This window comes from Acinetobacter sp. Marseille-Q1623, from assembly GCF_902809895.1.
GTDB lineage: Bacteria > Pseudomonadota > Gammaproteobacteria > Pseudomonadales > Moraxellaceae > Acinetobacter > Acinetobacter piscicola_A.
In genome coordinates this window covers 118235-136517 of sequence record NZ_CADDWG010000002.1, presented here as the reverse complement: position 1 = coordinate 136517, position 18283 = coordinate 118235, and the positions used below count along the sequence as shown (strand labels likewise).

Annotated in this window: 16 protein-coding genes; 13 read left to right on the top strand and 3 right to left on the bottom strand. The window is 39.3% G+C overall.

Annotated features, from left to right (window positions below; translation table 11 throughout):
* Positions 1-19: 19 nt before the first annotated feature.
* Entirely contained in the window at positions 20-2824 is a 2805-nt protein-coding gene (locus tag HUV91_RS13245; protein WP_174493714.1) for an ATP-binding protein, read from the bottom strand.
* A 315-nt stretch (positions 2825-3139) separates the two neighbouring features.
* Here HUV91_RS13245 and cysM point away from each other — a divergent pair, with 315 nt between their 5' ends.
* The 4 genes from cysM to HUV91_RS13225 all read left to right on the top strand — a co-directional run bounded on the left by cysM (position 3140) and on the right by HUV91_RS13225 (position 8721).
* Entirely contained in the window at positions 3140-4054 is a 915-nt protein-coding gene (gene cysM, locus HUV91_RS13240) for a cysteine synthase CysM (protein ID WP_130072028.1), read from the top strand.
* Positions 4055-4162: 108 nt separating this feature from the next.
* Entirely contained in the window at positions 4163-4984 is an 822-nt protein-coding gene (locus tag HUV91_RS13235) for a 3'-5' exonuclease (RefSeq protein ID WP_130072027.1), read from the top strand.
* An 8-nt stretch (positions 4985-4992) separates the two neighbouring features.
* A complete protein-coding gene (gene rlmD / locus HUV91_RS13230; RefSeq protein ID WP_174493713.1) occupies positions 4993-6387 on the top strand; it encodes a 23S rRNA (uracil(1939)-C(5))-methyltransferase RlmD in 1395 nt (464 codons plus the stop codon).
* A 27-nt stretch (positions 6388-6414) separates the two neighbouring features.
* Entirely contained in the window at positions 6415-8721 is a 2307-nt protein-coding gene (locus HUV91_RS13225; RefSeq protein WP_130072025.1) for a RelA/SpoT family protein, read from the top strand.
* 62 nt (positions 8722-8783) lie between these two features.
* Here the strand turns inward: HUV91_RS13225 and HUV91_RS13220 are convergent, their stop codons facing one another.
* Complete coding sequence (locus HUV91_RS13220; RefSeq protein ID WP_174493712.1) at positions 8784-9557, bottom strand: SDR family oxidoreductase; 774 nt, start codon at positions 9555-9557, stop codon at positions 8784-8786.
* A gap of 114 nt (positions 9558-9671) precedes the next feature.
* Here HUV91_RS13220 and mazG point away from each other — a divergent pair, with 114 nt between their 5' ends.
* The 9 genes from mazG to yjgA all read left to right on the top strand — a co-directional run bounded on the left by mazG (position 9672) and on the right by yjgA (position 16368).
* Positions 9672-10454 carry a nucleoside triphosphate pyrophosphohydrolase gene (gene mazG / locus HUV91_RS13215; protein ID WP_174493711.1) on the top strand — a complete coding sequence of 261 codons (783 nt, stop codon included), beginning with the start codon at positions 9672-9674 and terminating at the stop codon, positions 10452-10454.
* Complete coding sequence (locus tag HUV91_RS13210; protein WP_416377021.1) at positions 10444-10884, top strand: ComEA family DNA-binding protein; 441 nt, start codon at positions 10444-10446, stop codon at positions 10882-10884. The genes mazG and HUV91_RS13210 overlap by 11 nt, the downstream gene beginning before the upstream one ends.
* A gap of 152 nt (positions 10885-11036) precedes the next feature.
* A complete protein-coding gene (pcnB, locus tag HUV91_RS13205; RefSeq protein ID WP_174493710.1) occupies positions 11037-12491 on the top strand; it encodes a polynucleotide adenylyltransferase PcnB in 1455 nt (484 codons plus the stop codon).
* Positions 12488-12976, top strand: a complete 489-nt coding sequence (gene folK, locus HUV91_RS13200) for a 2-amino-4-hydroxy-6-hydroxymethyldihydropteridine diphosphokinase (protein WP_130072021.1) — start codon at positions 12488-12490, stop codon at positions 12974-12976. The genes pcnB and folK overlap by 4 nt, the downstream gene beginning before the upstream one ends.
* Positions 12977-13019: 43 nt before the next feature.
* Complete coding sequence (panB, locus tag HUV91_RS13195) at positions 13020-13829, top strand: 3-methyl-2-oxobutanoate hydroxymethyltransferase (RefSeq protein WP_174493709.1); 810 nt, start codon at positions 13020-13022, stop codon at positions 13827-13829.
* A gap of 2 nt (positions 13830-13831) precedes the next feature.
* Positions 13832-14677, top strand: coding sequence for a pantoate--beta-alanine ligase (gene panC / locus HUV91_RS13190; RefSeq protein WP_130072019.1), 846 nt, complete (start codon positions 13832-13834; stop codon positions 14675-14677).
* Between the two features lie 25 nt (positions 14678-14702).
* On the top strand, positions 14703-15554 hold the full coding sequence (gene rapZ / locus HUV91_RS13185; RefSeq protein WP_130072018.1) for an RNase adapter RapZ: 852 nt from the start codon (positions 14703-14705) through the stop codon (positions 15552-15554).
* The gene (locus tag HUV91_RS13180; RefSeq protein WP_130072017.1) at positions 15551-15820 is read left to right on the top strand and encodes an HPr family phosphocarrier protein; all 270 of its coding nucleotides are present in this window, start codon (positions 15551-15553) and stop codon (positions 15818-15820) included. Before rapZ ends, HUV91_RS13180 begins: the two co-directional genes overlap by 4 nt.
* A 2-nt stretch (positions 15821-15822) precedes the next feature.
* Positions 15823-16368: a ribosome biogenesis factor YjgA gene (gene yjgA, locus HUV91_RS13175; RefSeq protein WP_130072016.1), complete on the top strand. Its 546-nt coding sequence runs from the start codon at positions 15823-15825 to the stop codon at positions 16366-16368.
* A gap of 173 nt (positions 16369-16541) precedes the next feature.
* Here the strand turns inward: yjgA and HUV91_RS13170 are convergent, their stop codons facing one another.
* The gene (locus HUV91_RS13170) at positions 16542-18188 is read right to left on the bottom strand and encodes an acyl-CoA synthetase (RefSeq protein WP_174493708.1); all 1647 of its coding nucleotides are present in this window, start codon (positions 18186-18188) and stop codon (positions 16542-16544) included.
* Positions 18189-18283: the final 95 nt, after the last annotated feature.

Below are 18283 nucleotides of genomic sequence, written 5' to 3'. Positions count from 1 at the left end.
AATAGTTCTGATCTACAGATTAGCTACTGAGCACTTGCTGCGCGGCTGACTCCACTTCATGAATGACTAATTGTAAATGGTCTAAACGTTGCAAAGTTTCTTGAATAAATGGTTCATCGGCTTTACGGCGTTCTTTTCTTAAAGTCGATACAAACTGTTCAAACTCACCTGTAGCGCGTTGTAATTTTGGTGTACCTACATAACGTGTTGCACCATATAAACGATGTAATACATGTTCAAGCTGTGGGAAATCTTCAAGTTCAATCAATTGTGAAATTTCATCTAATTCTGTTGGGAAGCTATCGACTAACATTTTGAGTAAATCTTGTGCTAAATCTTCTTTATTGGCTGCTAAAGAAAGACTTTGTTTCCAATCTAAGATATCGGGGTCGAGTGCATCGACATAGACCGTATTTTCAGTAGCTTGTTGTGATTGAACAAAGTTATCAGATGTCCATTGCGTTAAGATTTGAATCAATTGATCAATCTGAATGGGTTTGGTGACATAGTCATCCATACCTACTTTTAGAAGTTTTTGTTTTTCATCTGCCAGTGCATGAGCAGTGAGCGCAATGATCGGCATGCGCATGCCATCCAAAGTTGACTCTAAAGAACGAATGGCACGGGTGGTATCAATACCTGACATGACAGGCATTTGAATGTCCATAAACACGAGATCATGTGGTTTTAAGCCTTGTTCAATACCTTGTTGGATGATGGTTAATGCTTCTTGACCACTTTGCGCTTTGGTGGTTTTGACATTGAGTTCAGCAAGCAGGGCTTCAAGTACAATTAAGTTGGGCAAATGGTCATCGACTGCCAAGACATGCAGATCACGTGCTTTAAAATCTTGGTGTTGCTCAGTTTCAAAAATTGGCTGATTGCTGAGGAGTTGAATGACACCTGTACGACTGAGCGGTTGATACAATGGACGAGCACGATATTCATTGAGCATATTTGGCTCTAATGACATTTGATAGCCATATACTGCTAAATGACCTTGATAACGTGCACGAATTTCTTTTAATAATGCTTCTGTATCACCGCTATGATCAACAATTAACCATGTGTTTTCAGGTAGTCGCTCTAAGCTATTGAGCTTGCTAAACAAGTCTAAAATAGACTGTGTTTCAATATGCGTCACTTGATAGTCTTCTAAATAATGACGTAACACATTGGCAGTTGCAGGATGTGCGAGGAAGGAAACGACATGCATATCTTTAAAGACCGGATGGATAATTTCCTCATGTTCATCCACATCAAACTGTGCGGTAAACCAAAAGGTTGAGCCTTTTTCTGTGGGTGCACGTTCTTGATTGTCTTCAAAACCAATTTGCCCGTGCATCAAATGTACAAGCTGTTTGGAAATGGCAAGTCCTAAACCTGTACCACCGAACTGGCGTGTGACAGAAGCATCACCTTGTGAGAAAGATTCAAATAGTTTTTTCCGATCTGTACCACTTAAACCGATTCCGCTGTCTTGTACACTAAAGTGCAATAAGCATTGTCCAATATCATCATGTTCCATACGCACACGTACAATAATTTCGCCATCTGGGGTGAATTTAATCGCATTGGAAATCAGATTAGTCAGAATTTGCTTAAAGCGTAAAATATCACCATTGACATGTTTCGGAACGGTATCGTCATAGTAAAATGCCATTTCAATCTGCTTTTGTGCAGCCAAAGGTGACAACATATCCATGACGTCAAAAATTGCTTCTTCAAGATCAAAAGGTGCAGTTTCGAGTTCTAATTTTCCGGCATCAATTTTGGAAAAGTCGAGTACATCATTAATTAATGCCAATAAATGGGCCGAAGATTTACGAATGGTTTGTAGGTATAAGCTTTGGTCATTGCTGAGATTATCTTGTCGAAGCAATAAATGAATAAAGCCATCGATACTGTTTAATGGGGTGCGTAATTCATGACTGATATTTGCTAAAAAGACCGATTTTGCCTGATTGGATGAAATCGCTTGGTCACGTGCCTGTTTATAGGTAATGTTTTGCACTTCGAGTGTATCTAAGGTACGTCTTAAATCATCCTCAGTTTGTTCGGTATGTTCTTTTAATTCTAAGAAACTAAAATGCAGACGTTTGACCACATTGGCAATGTCGCGTTGTAGTAGACGTAGCTCGCCTGTACTGTTGATGACCATGTGCTGATCGAGCGTGTCAGCATTTAGACGTTGTAACTGCATACGAATCTCGTACATTGGTGCGATCCAACGGCGAGAATAAAAATTTAAGCACAGTAATAATAAAAGTAAAGTAAATAGCCCTGTGGTAATCAACACGATCATGACCCGATAGTGGGCAATTTCTAAGGGTTGATTGTCCAACTCAATCATGAGCCAAACGGTTGGTTGTTGCGTATTATTGTGTAAAAGAGTGGCGTAAATATTATTATGCTTTGCTGTAAGAGGTCCGACAAAAGTACCTTGTGTGGGGGGCTTTGGCCAAGACTGCTGACTTTGATAACCAACATTGAGCAATACTTTGCTATTTGACTGAACGATTGCAGCACGAATCAAATATTTTTCATTAAACATATGCTGCAAAATATTTTCAGCATGGGGTTTTTGTTTGGGATCATTCTGTATTAAGCGAATCAACTGTTCAGCAGTATTTTGATAACGGCTCAAAATCGCAATTGCGGCATAGCGTTGATTGGATTTGGTCGCGGAAGAAGTCTCTTTGATCACTAAGAGTGCACCAACACACGCTAAAATAGTGATCGGTACAAAAATTAATGCAATAAGTTGCCCATAAGCATGATTGAGTTTTAAACGTTTAAAGAGTTTTTTATTGAAATTCGACATGGTTCCAGCAACTCATTGACCATGCGCATGATATTAACATGCTTTATTCATCCTGCATGACAATCTGATTAAAAATCTTAGCATTTGGAAAATATACTTTGCTGATTTATAGATAATCTTATTATTTTAAATGCTAAGTAAAGTTTCAATTATTTTATATCAATGATTTTAAAAATAAAATATTAAATGCTATGAAAGTAAAAAATATACAGAATCGCTTTAATAGAGGCATAGTATTTTGAAAAATGAATGGAAAGTTGTGCAGTAAGTTTTATTTTTTCATACAATATCGCCACCTCAATATAGGTGCAAATGATGAGTAACACACAACCTGATTTCTTCGCTGATGATTTTCTACTTGACCATTATGTCGGAAAAACGCCTTTAGTGCGTTTGCAGCGTTTGGCAAATCATACTCAAGCAACGGTATTGGCAAAACTTGAAGGCAATAATCCTGCGGGTTCTGTTAAAGATCGTCCTGCATACAATATGATTATGCAAGCTGAAAAACGTGGACAAATTCAGCCGGGTGATACCTTGATTGAAGCGACCAGTGGGAATACAGGAATTGCATTGGCGATGGTTGCGGCAATGCGTGGTTACAACATGCGTTTGATTATGCCAGCTGCATCGAGCCAAGAGCGTAAAGATGCGATGCGTGCATATGGTGCTGAGCTGATTGAAGCAGCAAGCATGGAAGAAGCACGTGATATGGCATTACAAATGGAAAAAGAAGGGCAAGGTCTGGTTTTAAATCAGTTTGGTAATCCTGATAATGTTGAAGCACATTACCTCACGACAGGTCCAGAAATCTGGCAACAAACAGGGGGTAAAATCACCCATTTCGTGAGTTCTATGGGAACAACGGGAACCATCATGGGGATTTCAAAATATTTAAAAGAACAAAATCCTGACATTCAAATTGTGGGTTTACAACCGTCTGAAGGTTCAAATATTGCAGGGATTCGCCGTTGGCCACAAGAGTATTTACCTACGATTTTTGATCCATCACGTGTCGATCACATTATGGATATTCCACAAATTGAAGCTGAAAAAACTGCACGTGCTTTAGCACGTAAAGAGGGGATCAGTGCGGGAACATCATCAGGTGGAGCTGTGTGGGCTTCAATCAAAATTGCAGAAGAAAATCCTGATGCGGTGATTGTATGTATCGTGTGTGATCGTGGCGACCGTTATCTTTCAACAGGTTTATTCTCTGTTGAGGATTAAATTTTAAAAGATTTAGACTTTACAATTATTTGCCTATCTGCATTGATTCTCTGAAAAGAAGCGAGTTAATGTGTAAAATAGTCTATGTCGTTTAGGGAAATCTTATTTATGCGTTTACCCGTACTGGTTTTTGATATTGAAACATTGACTGATCATCAGTCGGGTGCACATTTGTATGGGTTGGATTTACCTGCAGAAGATTTAGAGTACGCATTAATGAAAATCCGCCGTCAAGAAGCAGGGACGGATTTTCAACGCTTACCTTTACATGAAATTGTCTGTATTTCAGGTTTATGGATTGATGAAAATGGTTCGATGAAGCTGTTTTCATTTAGCCAAGAACATTTTTCTGAAGCAGAAATTTTAAAGAAATTTCTATCGATTTTTGATAAGCGTCATCCTACTTTGGTCAGTTGGAATGGTTCGCAGTTTGATTTACCTGTGATTTTGTTCCGTGCCATGTATCATGGTTTATCTGCACCAAGTTTGTTCGATCAAGGTGAGATTGACACACAAAAACGGTATAATAACTACCAAAATCGTTATCATCATCGTCATGTTGACTTGATGGATGTGATGGCAATGTTTAATGGTCGACATTTTCAGAAATTAGATGATATTGCACATTTATTGGGTTTTCCTGGTAAACGAGGTATTGCAGGTTATTTTATTCCTGAATATGTGAAAACCAAACAATGGCTCAAGTTGACCAGTTATTGTGAAGGTGATGTCTTAAATACATGGTTGATATTTTTGCGTTGGAATTTACTCAAAGGTCAAATTTCACTCGCAGATCATCAGCTTTGGATTCAAGCGACGATTCACTATTTACAAGGTCAACCGCAGCAAGCTGAGTTTGTACAGATTTGGCGTGAAAGCGCACAAAAAACTGCATTTAGCGCTACAGATTTTCCCACTACTCCCAATTAGGTATTCCTTTGAAACATAGAGCTAAACCTCGTCCATCTCAACGACCACAGTCTATTTTTAACGTTGAGAGACTTTCACATGAGGGGCGAGGCATAGCACGCTATGGTGATGATCCAAGTCACCCATCTGATAAAAAAGGCAAAAGTGTTTTTATTCGTTTTGCTTTACCAGGTGAAAAAGTCAAAGTACAAATTACACGTCAAGTGTCTAAGCTTGAAGAAGCCGATACGATACAACTTTTAAGTGAACCACATCCGCAACGGATCGAACCGATATGTCCACATTTTGGCACATGCGGCGGCTGTAACTTGCAGCATTTACATCCTGATGAGCAAATCCGTTTTAAACAAGATGTATTAAAATCGCATTTAAAACATTTTGCAGGTTTGGAGCCTAAAGAATGGCTAGCGCCTATTCGTTCTCTTAAAGTTGATTATCGTCATAAAGCCCGCATTGGTGTGCGCTATATTGCAAAAACGAAAAAACTGTTGATGGGCTTTCGTGAGTCGCAAAGTAATCAATTGATTAATATCCACACGTGTAAGATTTTAGATCAACAATTAGATAAAGCTTTACCTAAACTGCGTGTATTACTCGAAAGTCTTACAGGCAAAGCCGATATTGGTCATATAGAATTAGCAAAGGGTGATCAGGAAATTGCATTATTAATTCGCCATACAGCGGATTTATCGACACAAGATGTCAACCGATTAAAACAATTTGCGTTAGAGGAACAGTGGCAACTGTATTTTCAACCTGCGGGGAATGAGAGCTTACATCGTGTAGATGATGCTCAAGCGGCGATGCATTTACATTATAGTTTGAATGATTTTGCAATTCATTTTGCATTTAAACCTACAGATTTTACGCAGGTGAATCCTACTGTAAATCCACAAATGGTAAAATTGGCATGTGATTTGCTTGATTTAAAACAAGGTGAGCGTGTGCTTGATCTTTTCTGCGGTCTAGGTAATTTTTCTTTACCACTCGCTAAAAAAGTTGGGCAAACCGGATCGGTGATTGCTGTTGAAGGTAGTCCCGAGATGGTTAAGCGCGGTACAGAAAATGCACTGAAAAATTGCATAACTAATGTTACGTTTTACTCACAAGATTTAACAAAAGATTTTTCTCAAAATTCTTGGGCAAATCAAGGATTTGATGCATTATTAATAGACCCACCTCGTGCAGGGGCGGAGCAAATCATGCATTATGTACCTAAGTTTGGTGCAAAAAAAATCGTTTATGTATCCTGTGACCCTGCAACGCTTGCGAGGGATGCTGGGATTTTAGTGCAACATGGGTATCAGCTGAAAAAGGCGGGTGTAATGGATATGTTTACACATACAGGTCATGTTGAATCCATTGCCTTATTTGAAAAAAATGTTGAGATAAACGATTTATAATGAACTGTAGATTCACAGGAGAAGGGTATGGTCACAGTACGTGAACAACTTCCAGAACAGCTAAATGAGTTGTCTGAGGAAGCGACTGTAGAACATGCCGTAGAAGCGCAACAGGCTTTAGCGACTTGGCTAGATCGTGTACGTGGAATTTTAGACGGTGCAGAGCTGGATCAGCTTCAAGAAGTAGCTCAATTAGTTTTACAAAAAGAATTAGCGACCATAGCAAATAGCCGAACCAATACCTTTGCAACAGGAATTGGGATGGCTGATATTTTGGCGCATTTACATGTCGATGAAGATACCTTATCTGCTGCTGTTTTATACCGTAGTGTGCGTGAAGGTATTACCACCCTTGAAGAAATTCAAGAAAAGTTTGGAGAGCATGTTTTTAATCTTGTCAAAGGTACTTTGGCAATGGGGAAACTCTCTGAACTGATCGAAAAAAACAAACGTTTAGAAGACCATTTTAATAATAACCAACGTGAGCATTTGTCTGGCATTTATAAAATGCTGATTTCTGTGACTGAAGATGTCCGGGTTGTATTAATTAAATTGGCTGAACGTACTTATGCTTTACGTGAGTTAGCAAAATCACCTAGAGAGCGTCAAGAACGTGTTGCACGTGAAATTCTTACCATTTATTCGCCTTTGGCGCATCGTTTAGGGATTGCACAGTTAAAGTGGGAACTTGAAGATTTAGCCTTTCGTTATTTAGCGCCTGAACGTTATAAAGAAATTGCATCATTGCTCAATGAAAAGCGTTTAGAGCGTGAGCAATATATTCAGTTTGTGGTGGAAAAACTCAAAAGTGAATTGGCAGCACATGATATTCATGCGGAAATTTCAGGGCGTGTAAAACATATTTATTCTATTTATCGTAAGATGAAGAGTAAAAATCTGAGTTTTGACCAACTTTATGATATTCGCGCTGTGCGTGTGTTAGTAAAATCGGTTCCTGAATGTTATCACGCTTTGGGTATTGTGCATCAAATTTGGCGACATATTCCGCATCAGTTTGATGATTATATTACTAATCCTAAAGCCAATGGTTATCGTTCCTTACATACGGCTGTTATTGCTGAAAATAAATCGCTTGAAATTCAGATTCGTACTGTAGAAATGCATGAAGAAGCTGAACTAGGTGTTTGTTCACATTTCAATTATAAAGAAGGTTCAAAAACCACAGATTATTCATTTAATCATCGGTTGCATTCATTGCGTTCAGTGCTTGAGCATTATCAAGAACGCAATGAAACCAATGTGCATCCAAATGAGGATGACACTGAAGATTTTGAACATATTCAAGACTTTGAAGGTTTTGAGAAAATTTATGTCTTTAGTCGTGATGGTGATATCAAAGAATTACCACGTGGTTCAACCGTCTTAGATTTTGCTTATCACGTACATACAGAAGTGGGCAATAAGTGCTATGCCGCACGTGTGAATCAGCGTTATGTCCCACTTACTTACACCTTGAAAACAGGTGAACAAGTTGAAATTTTAACCAAAAAAGATCGTGAGCCAAATCGGGATTGGTTGGTAAATTCTTTAGGTTATATCAAAACTGCGCGAGCGCGTGACAAATTGCGTCATTGGTTTAGACAGCAAGATCGCAGTAAAAACTTGGAAGTTGGACGAGAGATTTTAAATAAAGAACTTTCTCGTTTAGCGATTCACCCGAAAAGTATTGATTTAAATGATTATTGTAATCATTTTAATGTCAAAACAGGGGACGATATTTTAGTGGCATTGGTGAGTGGTGACATTAGCCTACATGCCATGATTAACCAAGTAAATCGTCATATGCACTTAGATCAGGATGAGCCTGAACTGGTGTTAAAGCCGACGTTGAACCCTCGTGCAAGTCATACCTTGTCAGCACATGGTATTTTGATTGACGGTTTGGATAATGTTGAATTGCATATCGCACAATGTTGTCAGCCTGTGCATGGTGAGTCGATTGCAGGTTATATCACTTTAAATCGTGGTGTGAGCATTCATAAAGTGACCTGTACCGATTATATGCGTATGATCAATTTAGAGCCTGATCGTGCAGTAGAAGCTGATTGGGAAATGCAGCCGACACGTGGGCAAAGTGTGCAAATCGTGGTGGAAGCTTATGATCGTCGTGGTTTGTTGAAAGATTTAACCCAAGTGATTTTCTCTGATCAGATCAATATTCGTCAGGTTAATACCATTTCTGAAGCAGATGGTATTGCCAATATGAAGCTTTTGATTGAAGTCAAAGGCTTGGCACAACTGTCTCGTTTGTTGGCACGTTTAGAGCAACAACCCGGTATTATTAGCGCAAGACGCTTAGTGCAAGGCAACTAGTGTAGATCTGATAAAAAACCTGCGTAACGCAGGTTTTTTATTGGCTGAAATTATATTCATTTTTATTTTCGACTTAATAACATGTTACTTAGGCGATTGATAATTTGTGGGCTGATATTTGAAAGTTGATACATGGCTTTGGTTTTAAAACCAATTGGATGATGTGTTGGTGTGAGCAAGTTACCTTTGCAATTTACTAAGCTTAATACTTCATCAGCAATATCTTGTGGTTTTAAACTCACACCAATATTGTGAATGGTGCCTGCATCCATATCCTTTACCATTGTGGTTTGTACAAAGAGTGGCATGACATCTAAGACTCGAATACCATATTTTTGCCACTCAATATCTAAGCCTTCAGTGATGCCACGTACGGCAAATTTACTGGCTGAATAGGAGATAAGATCGGCTTGACCATAAATTGCAGAGGCTGAAGATAGGTTGATAATACGTGCAAAATTTGCTTGTTTTAAAAAAGGCAATGCAGCATGGCAACCATTTAGAACACCTTTAACATTAATGTCAATGGTGCGATGATGGGCTTGAATTTCGGTTTTTTCAAATGCGCCAGAGTATAAAATGCCTGCATTATTGACTAAAACATTGAGCTGACCTGCCCAAGTGCTAAACTCGTCTAAGGCATGTTGCCATTGTATATAATCGCTGACATCAAGTTTTCCAGCTTTGGCGTTATTGCCGAGTTGTTGTGCAAGCTGTTGTGCTAAAGTTTCGTTGATATCATAAATGCCCACTTTATAGCCTTGTTGATAAAAAGTTCGAGCAATCGCTGCACCAATGCCTTGTGCTGCACCACTAATAAAAATACTTTGCTGCATGTGGCTATCCTTTTTGTTTTAAAATATTGATCTTAGTTCAGTTGAACATAAAATACTTTTAGCTGACAAGCCTGCGTAGTCATCGATTTTATTGTGTTATCTATAGGACGTTTTATGGAAAAGTTACTCAACATCATGCAACAGTTGCGTCAAGAATGCCCTTGGGATCGTGAACAAACGCCAGAATCTTTAACACAATATGCCATCGAAGAAGCGTATGAAGTTGAGTCCGCAGTACGCTCAGGTCATGCCAATGATGTACGTGATGAGTTGGGAGACTTGTTATTGCAAGTCGTTTTTCAAGCGCAAATGTACAGTGAGCAAGGGGCATTTGACTTTAATGATGTGGTTGAGGCAATTTGTCAAAAATTGATTCGCCGTCATCCACATGTTTTTGAGAAAGATAAATTTAATGATTTAAATGCAGAAGACGTTTCACAGCTTTGGCAGCAAATTAAACAGCAAGAAAAGCAAGGTAAAACACAGTCGCGTTTGGATGAGGTGAAACATGCGCCAGCTTTGATTCAAGCGGAAAATATTCAAAAAAATGTTGCAAAGATTGGTTTTGACTTTTCTGATGCAGCAGAAGCTTATGGCAAAGTGAAAGAAGAGTTGGCTGAGTTAGAGGCAGCAGTTGCCGCTAAAAAATCCGATGAAATAATGGATGAATTTGGTGATTGTTTGTTCTCATTAATCAATGTTGGGCGTAAACTAGGGATCTCAAGTGAAATGGCGTTATTGAGTACCATTCACAAGTTTAAAAAACGTTTTGCTTTTATAGAAGATCAAGTATTACAACAAAATAAAAGATTAGAGCAGATGAGTTTAGCGCAATTAGATCAGCTATGGGAGCAAGCCAAATTACATTTAAAACAACAGGCTGCGTATGAAAAATAATCAGGAATATCTATTTAAAAATGCTTTTTTGTTTTTAGCATTATTTTTCAGTATGTGTGTGTTGCCTCATACGCATGCTGAAAAATTTGACCAAAACTATTTGCAATGGAAAGCTAAACAACAAGCACGTGATGAGCAACTTAAAAGGCAAGACCCTAATTATTATTTAGGAAAGCCAACGGTGAGTAATAATCAAACATCGAAGCAAGCAAACAGTGCTAGCGCTGCTGTATCGGGGGCAAAAATTAATATTAATACAGCCAATGTTCAGCAATTACAGCAATTAAATGGGGTAGGTGAAAAGAAAGCCCAAGCCATTTTGGAATATAGACAACAAAATGGAAAATTTAAAAATATTGATGAGCTGCAAAATATCAAAGGAATTGGTCCTAAATTGCTAGAAAAGAATCGTACGATGATTGTTTTATAAGAAAAAAATATGTGGTTGAACTGTGTGCAGTATGTATTCGACAATAGATTATTTCGGGCAAGATTGAGAGAATCAAATTGCCCTTTGATTGTGTTAGAGATATTATTAGCATAATTATTATTTTTACGTCCTGACGTAGGAGACAGCGTCTTTTGCAAACTTTGCGTGCGTCAAAGTGTGGATTATCCACCGCTCAATTACCTTCTTCCATTTTAGATGTTATTGATTCTTTAACAAAAGCGGGCTATGAAGCTTATATCGTCGGTGGCGGCGTTCGTGATCTGATGTTGGGACAAAGTCCAAAAGATTACGATGCTGTGACCAATGCAACACCATCCCAAGTTAAAGAAGTCTTTGGACGTCGTTGTCGTATTATTGGTCGCCGTTTTGAATTGGCACATGTCTATTCAGGGCGTGAGTTGATTGAAGTTGCGACTTTCCGTGCACCACCGAAAAAAGCCATCACCTCTGCCGCAGGGATGATTTTACGCGACAATAATTGGGGCACGATCGAGCAAGATTTTGCTCGCCGAGATTTTTCGATCAATGCTTTATACTATCAACCACGTAAAGGTATCGTGCTTGATTTTTGTGATGCAGTCGAGGATATAAACAGTAAAACCTTACGTTTATTGGGTGATCCTGCACAGCGTTTTGAAGAAGACCCTGTACGGATGTTGCGTACTTTACGTTTTGCAGCCAAGCTCAATTTTAATATTGACCAGACGATTTTAGATATATTCACCCCTGAAATGACTCAGCTTTTGCGTGATGTATCACCCCATCGTTTATATGATGAGTCACAAAAATTATTCACCATGGGGCATCTCAATCGTGTTATGCCGATGTTGATCGAGTTTGGTATTTGGCAACAGCTATTTGCCGATTTAAACCCTGAAGTTACTCCATTTATGGAACGTGCTGCAAAAAATACCGATCAGCGTATCCAAATTGGTAAAACCATAAATCCTGCATTTTTCTATGCGGTGTTGTTATGGGAAAACTTCCTGCAACGTTGTGATGTGTACCAAGCCAAAGGTATTGTTGCAGCAGAAGCACGTGCGCAAGCAGGTTTAGATGTACTAAAACGCCAAGCGACACGTACTATTATTCCTCGTTTTGCAGAAACGTTTATTCGTGAAGTGTGGGAAATGCAAACGCGTTTGTTGAATCCGAAGCCACAGCAAATTGAAGCATTATCAGGGCATGCACGCTTTAGAGCGGGTTTTGACTTTTTGTTATTGCGTGAAAAGGCAGGCGATACAGCAACACAAGGCATGGGCAGTTGGTGGGAAGCCTATCAAAATATGTCTTTGGATGAGAAAGAACGTGCGATCAGCAGTTACAATCGTCAACGTGCTAAAAACCGTCGTAAAGCCACAACAGATGAGTCTGTAGAAAGCAAAGTTTCAACGCAAATTGAGCCTTTGGTAAAAGAAGTTGAAACACGCAGTCGTCGTAGTCGTAAACCACGTGTTGAGGAGAAAAAACCTGTAACACAAGCCACTTCTCATCAAGCGGATACGATTCATCCTGATCATCCAATCTTAAAACGTAAACGTGTACAACGTGATTTGACGCAAGTGATTTTTGGACCAACACAATGAGTGTGCTGACGTATATTGGTTTAGGCAGTAACCTCGGTGACTCACAGCAAATTTTACAAGAAGCGGTGCAAAAGCTTGCGACTATTGGGCAAGTGAAAGTCTCGAAATTGTACCAAAGTCCACCGATGGGACCGCAAGATCAGCCGAATTATCATAATGCTGTTGCACAATTGGTGACGGATTTAGCGCCTTTGGCATTGTTAGATGCTTTACAGCGCTTTGAAAATGAATCAGGGCGCGTGCGTTTACGCCGTTGGGGGGAACGCACTTTAGATTTAGATCTTTTGCTTTATGCTGAAAAAAACATTATAAATGAGCGGCTCACTGTGCCACATATTGGTATTTTAGAGCGCGATTTTGTAGTGATTCCTTTGTTGGATTTAGATCCTGATCTCAAAGTGAATGGGCAAGCTTTAAAAAACTCAGAACTGCTACAACATTCAACTTTAACTGTTTTAGCTGATACAGATTGGGCAAACATTTAAGCCTGTTGAACGCTAAGGAACTCTGAATGAGAGGATTATCATCATGATTAGTCTAAGTGATTTACGCAAATTTAAAACGCAAGGACGTAAATTTTCATGCTTAACTTGCTATGATGCAAGCATGGCAAAAGCAATGCAAATTGCTGAGATTGATAGTATTTTAATCGGTGATTCTTTAGGTATGACCATTCAAGGGCATGATTCAACTTTGCCTGTCACTGTCGCAGATATGGCTTATCATACTGCTGTGGTACGCCGTGGTAATCAGCATTCTTTTATCATGTGTGATTTACCTTTTATGAGTTATGCAACGCTTAATGATGCGTTGGTCAACTCAAAAACAGTGATGCAAGCTGGCGCACAAATGGTCAAAATCGAAGGTGGTGCGTGGTTAGCTGAAACTGTGCAAACTTTGACGCGCAATGGTATTCCTGTCTGTGTGCATTTAGGTTTAACACCACAGTCTGTACATGTGTTTGGTGGCTATAAATTACAAGCAAAAACCCGTGCAGCAGCAGATCAGCTTATTGCAGATTGTAAAGCGGTGGTTGCGGCAGGCGCAGCAATTTTATTGCTTGAATGTGTGCCTGCACAGTTGGGGCAAGAAATTTCTGAATTATTCCCTGAAGTTCCTGTCATCGGCATTGGTGCAGGTAAAGAAACGGATGGACAAGTGTTGGTGGTACAAGACATGTTAGGTTTAACCTTTGGTCGTGTAGCACGATTTGTCCGTAATTTTATGAAAGAACAAGCAGGGGAAACCGCAATTTTGGATGCTTTTAAAGCTTACCATGCGGCTGTACAAGATCAATCGTTCCCTGCAGCTGAACATACTTTCCAAGTCGAGCTATAAACATGAAAACTGAAACTACCATACAAGGATTATCTGCATCGTTAAGTCCTGCTCGATCAGCACGTAAAATCATAGGTTTTATCCCCACGATGGGGAATTTGCATGAGGGGCATTTGAACCTTGTGCGTGCTGCACGAAAATTGTGTGATGTAGTGGTGGTCAGTATTTTTGTGAACCCGATTCAGTTTGGTCCAAATGAAGATTTTGATAATTATCCTCGCACCTTAGAGCACGATAGTCATCTTTTGGCTGAAGTTGGATGTGATATTGTATTTGCACCTTCTGTAGAGCAAATGTATGGCAAACAACCGCGTTTGACCAATATCAGCGTGAGTGACATTACCAATGACTTATGCGGTTTACAACGTCCGGGACATTTTGATGGTGTTGCCGTTGTTGTGACTAAACTGTTTAATATTGTGCAACCTAATTTTGCATTTTTTGGGCAAAAAGATTATCAGCAATTAGCAGTGATTAAGCAGTTAGTTCAAGATTTAAGTATGCCAATAGAAGTCATTGCTGTGCCTATTGCGCGTGCAGAAGATGGTTTGGCATTAAGTTCTCGTAATGGTTATTTATCTGAGCAAGATCGTGCAACTGCACCGACCATTTATGCAACTTTGCAAGCAGCTGAAAAGCAATTGCATGATGGGCTTGAATTAGATGTTGTGTTAACGAATATTCGTCAAATACTCACTGAGGCAGGTTTTGAAGTAGATTACGTGGAAGCACGTACGCCAACGTTGCAAAAAATTGGTCAATTTGATCAAGATATAGTATTGTTTGTTGCTGCAAAATTAGGAAAAACCCGTTTGATTGATAACTTACAGGTTAAACATTCTACTTAAAACAATAAATTAGGGTCGCCATGCCATGAAGCGTATACTTATCGTGACAGGACAATCTGGATCAGGAAAATCCTCTGCATTGCAGGTTTTAGAAGATTTGGGCTATTACTGTATTGATAATTTACCTTTGGCATTGCTGCCTGAAATTGTAGAAAAATTAGACAAAGAAAACAATCTAGAGCAATTGGCTCTAGGGGTTGATGTCCGTAGTACACGTGCTGATTTACAAGGTTTCGACCATGTTTTTCAAATGCTACAAAAGCATGGTGAAGTCGATGTGATTTATCTTACGACACGTGATCAAGAGCTGATTTCACGATTTAGTGCATCACGTAGACCACATCCCTTGTCTACACGTTTTAAAAGTTTAAATGAGTGTATTCAAGAAGAAAAAAATTTATTACTGCCAATTCAATTACGTGCCACAGTGCATATAGATACATCAGATAAAAGCGTACACGATTTAAAAGATATATTATTGTCCAAGTTGGGGCAGTCAGATAAACTGATTTTGATTTTACAGTCATTTGGTTATAAATACGGTATTCCTTTAGATGCCGACTTTGTTTTTGATGTTCGTCATTTACCTAATCCACATTGGGATTTAGAGCTGCGAAAATTTTCAGGTTTGGATGAACCTGTGAAAGTTTTTTTAGAGGAAAGTCCACAAGCCAATGACATGTATAACGATATTTACCAATTTTTAAATAAGTGGTTGCCTGCATTTGCGGAAGGACATCGACATTATATTACGGTGTCTATTGGTTGTACGGGTGGACAGCACCGTTCGGTTTATATCGTTGATCGGTTGAAAACAGCGTTACAGTCAAAATGGACGATTCAAGTATTACATAGAGAAATGAAGCACTGGTCATGATTGACACAACTGTTGACGTAATTAATAAATTAGGGTTACATGCGCGAGCATCTGGAAAACTCATTGAAGTGACGACCAAATTTCGTTCATCGATTCAGATTGGTAAAGATGATAAATTGGTTGATGCAAAGAATATCCTTTCTTTACTTATGCTTGGTGCAGGTAAGGGAACCACTTTACGTCTAGTGATTGACGGTGCAGATGAAGAAAAAGCTTTGTCTGAAGTTCAAGCACTATTCGCAGCTAAATTTTACGAGGCAGAATAATCGTGGCACGTCGTCCGCAACGTTTTACTGAAGACGATTTTGAGTCTTTAGAAGGACGTGCAAGTAAATCAGAACAGAAAAGAGCTGTACAACGTATGGCTGCTTTGGGTGAGCAATTGGCTGAATTGTCGAAAAAACAAATCGAAGCCTTGCCTGTTGAAGAACGTTTGATCGAAGCTTTGCTTGATGTGCAATTAATCACATCATTTGAAGCACGCCGCCGTCAATTTCAGCGTATTGGTAAATTATTGCGTAATGAAGATGAAGCAATGATTTTATCTTACTTGACTCCGAAACAAGGTGCAAAAAAACTTGCACAATTGGATCGTTGGGTTGAACGTATGATTGAGCAGCGTGATCCTGCCATTAAAGAATTTTGTAAATCTTATAATGCCGCAGAAAGTCATTCATTGCGTCAACATGTGCTTCGTATTCATCGTGATAAGTCATTGCAAGCAACTGAAGAAGAGTTGGCTGAATCTAAACAGAAGTTTTTAAACTATGTTCAACAAGTGGCGCTATTGTCTGAACAAGGTCGAGCAAAGTAATTTGATTTACTTAAGTTTGATGATAAAAAACGACCTTTTGTAGGTCGTTTTTTACTGTTTGGGCTATTCATACTTGTTTGGGATTATAAGAATTCATATTGATCCATCATTTTTATGCGTTTATTTTGGCTCTGCCTAGCCCTCTCCTGAAAAGGAGAGGGCTATTTACAGGATTAGCTAAACTCACCTACAGAACGCTCTTTTGCCCAATCACGTAAGATAAATTTTTGTAATTTACCTGTAGAGGTTTTTGGAATTTCACCAATCACTACATCTTTTGGCACTTTAAAACGCGCTAAATGCTGCTTACAGAACTCGATCACTTCTTCTGGTGTGGTTTGTGCACCTTGTTTTAACTCAATAAAGGCACATGGTACTTCTTGCCAACGTGGATCAGGTTTTGCCACTACAGCAGCCGTCATGATGGCTGGATGGGTATAAAGGACTTCTTCCACTTCTAACGATGAAATATTCTCACCTCCTGAAATGATGATGTCTTTGGAACGATCCATAATCTTGGCATAACCATCAGGTTGGCAAACTGCGAGGTCACCTGTATGGAACCATCCCCCTTTAAAGGCTTCTTCTGTTGCTTGTGGATTTTTTAAATAGCCTTTCATCACAATATTGCCACGGAACATAATTTCGCCCATGGTGGTACCATCGTTAGGCACAGGTTGCATGGTTTCAGGGTCAAGCACACGCATACCATCTTGCAATGGATAAGGTACGCCTTGACGCGAATGTAGCTGTGCCTGTTCACTGATTGAAAGCTCACTCCAACCTGCTTGTGAGGCACATAGTGCAGATGGACCATAGGTTTCGGTTAAGCCATACACATGGTTCACTTGTACACCAATGTGATGCATGCCTTCAATGATTGCCGCAGGTGGGGCAGCGCCTGCCACCATCACTTCAACACGATGATTAAATTTGATTTGCTTATCTTTTGGTGTGTTAATGAGCATCGACAGTACAATTGGTGCGCCACAAAAATAATCGACTTTATATTGATCAATCAATTTATAAATCAATTCTGGGTCGATTTTACGCAAGCAAATATTGGTACCGCCATTTGCCGCTACTGTCCACGCAAAACACCAACCATTGCAGTGAAAGAGGGGTAATGTCCATAAATATTTACAACGTGGGGTCATGCCGCAGGCAATGATATTACTTGCTGCATTAATATAAGCACCACGATGATGATAAACCACACCTTTCGGATTGCCTGTCGTACCTGAGGTGTAGTTTAAACTGATGGCATCCCATTCATCTTGTGGTAGATGCCATTCAAAATTTTCGTCACCTGCTTTGAGCCAGTCCTCATATTCGACCTGACCGATACGTGGAGTGGTATCATTGGCTTCGTATTCTGCATCTGCCACGTCAATAATATAGATTTCCTGATCTATGAGTGCGATTGCTTCTTGTGCAAGTGCTGCAAATTCAGGATCAACCAAAAGGACTTTGGTTTCAGCATGTTCAAGCATGAAGGCAATGGTCTTTGCGTCTAGACGGGTATTTAAAGTGTTGAGTACTGCACCTACCATAGGAACTGCAAAGTGTGCCTCAATCATTGCTGGAATATTAGGTAATAATACCGAAACGGTATCATTCTTTTGAATGCCTAAATTTTGTAATTGATGTGCAAACTGACGGCAACGTGTATACGTTTCACGCCAAGAAATATGTCGTGCACCATGTACGATCGCATCCTGATGTGGATAGATGTACGCAGCACGCTCTAAATAGCGTAAAGGTGATAATGCGACAAAGTTCGCAGGTGTGCGTGGTAATTCATCGTATGCACTGATCATATTTTTTAACTCCATTTCATATTTGTTTTAATTTCCATGTCTAAAAGATATGCATATCTTGATTATAAATCATTTATTCTTTAGTCGAGTATTTG